Source organism: Bacillus sp. GMs2/2 (assembly GCF_050172095.1).
GTDB classification, from domain to species: domain Bacteria; phylum Bacillota; class Bacilli; order Bacillales; family Bacillaceae_G; genus Bacillus_A; species Bacillus_A cereus.
In genome coordinates this window covers 1-2,607 of record NZ_JBNLYE010000472.1, presented here as the reverse complement: position 1 = coordinate 2,607, position 2,607 = coordinate 1, and the positions used below count along the sequence as shown (strand labels likewise).

Here is a 2,607-nt window from a genome sequence, read left to right as displayed (position 1 = left end):
ACTACAATATCGTAGTAAATGTCAATTATTACATTATGATATTTTAGTAATCTTTAAATACAGTATACAAATAAATAACGCTATGCCCTACAAACACGTAATTACAAATACAAACGAGTTATATAAAAGATGAGCTAGGATTGGCACTTTAAGTTCTTTTGTTTTCTCATAGCTCATTGCATATAAGCATCAATTCACAAAGTAAGGGAAGAAGAATCAATCAAAGTGTGCGATTGCAAACACACCATTTGCAAATAGAATCGCTTCCTTGTTACTTACGCTTTTTCTAAAGAAATTAGTTAACTTTTTACGAAATAGCCATTCTTGGGGTTTGTGTAGTAATGGAACAGAAACGGCAATAACCTATATTTTAGCTTCAACATAGCTAAAAATAGAGTTTTTTTACTGAGTAAAACCTTGATATTTATTAGATTTATCAAAAACGGTTGTTATTGTTAATTTGATTATAATAATAGTTTTGATAACGTAGTATTAACGTATCCAAGCTTTATTTAACAATGTTTTTATCATTCTCAAAAAACCTGATTTTTGAGAATGTGATTAAGTCGTATTGCCGTTCTTGTTCCATTACTGCACAGACCCTATAATCTCTCGTTGGGCGAAGAATATCCCTAGTCTAATACTTTTTTTAATAAACATATGTGGCAAGTAAGAATTCGATTTTAAATGGAAATAAAAGTAAGTCTATGACCTATTTTTACACGTATCTCGGCTGTACCCCTAAATGATATACAAAATATGGTTATAAATCATCCAGAATCACCAGTAAATAAGGGGATTATTATTTGCAAGCTAATTGAACATGGTCATATTGCACTTACTAAGCAAAGTTTTACAGAAACACAACATGGAAATAAATCTAAAAAAGAAATAACAGAGAAACAATATTATCAGATACTTAAAGATAAATTTAATATTTTTTATAAAAACAACATGTAGAAAGTTATAAGTTTTTATAGGAGTACTGTCACATGCTCCCATCGAGCCATATGTAAGATGGTTTCCCCGTTACGAGTAATGAGATAGTTTGATTCACCTTTTATATATTATCTAAAAAAGAACTTGTAGGAATCCCTACAAGTTCTTTTTGTTTTTCTTATTGTATTTAGAGTGAAAAATTTTAAATATAGAAGTGATGAAGAAATATGATATTAAGCGTTCTTCATTTTATAGACGTATTAAACAGTATGAAGAAGTAAAAAAAGGGAAACCTAACGAATAATTAATGATGATTTAGGGGGTACCAAATGGAGCATAAAACAAAGGTAACAATTGGGGATTACGTTCAATTTTCATATCGCAAAAATCCTAATTTACAATTAACCGGATATGTAGTAAATGTTCTACAAAATACAATTGTTGTAGAGATTACAGAGATAATGGGAGTGGGAGTTGAAATAGATGATGTTCGGCAAGTAGTAAAACATGGTTGCTATAATAGAGTGGTTCATAAACAAATAAAAAGTAATGTTTCATAAAAAGGAGCTCCTAGATAAATCTAGGAGCTCCTTTTTAGATGAAGTTACTGGATTTGGGGTCTATTTCAATTCTTCACCATTTTCCTTATACCATATCGACTACTTTGTTCATATCTTATATTTCTTCAAAAGTGGACTGCTTTAAAATTTGTAACACCTGTAAATTTGGAATTTGCTCCTTGTTATATAGTGTGAGTACGAAATATTACTTATAGAAGAAACACTTCATCAATCAATGCTCTGTCGATATCTATCTTATAAGCTATCTTGCGCCATTTCATTTACATCTTTATAATAATACAAGTATACATTTATAATAAGAGGTGCTTTATGAACAAATCAGAATTAATAAAACAAGTCGCAATACAATCCGAACTAACAAAACCGCAAGCAAGTCTTGCTGTAGATGCAGTGTTTGAATCCATTCAACATGCACTACAAAATGGGGAGCATGTACAGCTACTTGGCTTCGGCACATTCGAAGTAAGAGAACGTGCTGCCCGTGAAGGACGCAATCCACATACTGGTGAAGCTCTTACGATTCCTGCGGGAAAAACACCTGCCTTTAAAGCGGGGAAAGCATTAAAAGAAGCTGTAAACGCTAAATAATATTTCTTTAACAGTAGCATGACTTTCAAGGATTTCATGCTACTGTTTTATTTTAGAATCGAATCGTGGAGATTGCATGTTTATATACAAGCTGTTGTTTCCCTTCATATTCTATTAAAATAGAAAAAGTATCATATCCTGTTATTATTCCTTTTATATGTAGTCCTTTTAACAGAATTAACGTGATATCCTTCTTCTTTTGAAACGCTTCTTGTAATAAGTGTTCCTGTGAAAAGAGTATGTTCTTACCTCTATCCTTTTGAAATGATTGTAATTTCGTTTCCAATGAGTTCTCCTCCTATTCTTCTCATACAGTCACTTTGTATTGTTCTAGTTCAGCTAACAGTTGTTTTAGACCCTCTGGACTCAACGTCAGCTTTCCACCTCCTAGTTTTACATTCCTTGAAGATATTTCTCCTGTGATAGGACACGTACCATGAGGTGTATATTTTTGTAGAACAATCGCATCTTCCTCTACAAAAAATTCTAAAGCATCGCC

General features: G+C 31.8%; 4 protein-coding genes and 1 pseudogene. 3 read left to right on the top strand and 2 right to left on the bottom strand.

From position 1 onward, the window contains the following. Positions 1-744: 744 nt before the first annotated feature. From ACQGS6_RS26185 to ACQGS6_RS26175, 3 genes and pseudogenes are all read left to right on the top strand, one after another. Positions 745-960, top strand: a pseudogene (locus ACQGS6_RS26185) (arylamine N-acetyltransferase); the annotation flags it as partial. Between the two features lie 308 nt (positions 961-1,268). Then, positions 1,269-1,499: a DUF2187 domain-containing protein gene (locus ACQGS6_RS26180; protein WP_153602997.1), complete on the top strand. Its 231-nt coding sequence runs from the start codon at positions 1,269-1,271 to the stop codon at positions 1,497-1,499. Between the two features lie 330 nt (positions 1,500-1,829). Next, on the top strand, positions 1,830-2,108 hold the full coding sequence (locus tag ACQGS6_RS26175) for an HU family DNA-binding protein (protein WP_375812623.1): 279 nt from the start codon (positions 1,830-1,832) through the stop codon (positions 2,106-2,108). A gap of 52 nt (positions 2,109-2,160) precedes the next feature. On the opposite strand, the gene hfq is transcribed toward ACQGS6_RS26175, so the two are convergent. Further along, complete coding sequence (gene hfq / locus ACQGS6_RS26170) at positions 2,161-2,394, bottom strand: RNA chaperone Hfq (protein WP_000448533.1); 234 nt, start codon at positions 2,392-2,394, stop codon at positions 2,161-2,163. A 21-nt stretch (positions 2,395-2,415) separates the two neighbouring features. Then, a partial coding sequence (locus tag ACQGS6_RS26165; RefSeq protein ID WP_426965857.1) for an AbrB family transcriptional regulator occupies positions 2,416-2,607 on the bottom strand: 192 nt, incomplete at its 5' end.

Excerpts from the sequence above, each read along its gene's own strand:
- ACQGS6_RS26175 (WP_375812623.1), top strand. The coding sequence starts at position 1,830 with ATGAACAAATCAGAATTAATAAAACAAGTCGCAATACAATCCGAACTA.
- ACQGS6_RS26180 (WP_153602997.1), top strand. The coding sequence starts at position 1,269 with ATGGAGCATAAAACAAAGGTAACAATTGGGGATTACGTTCAATTTTCA.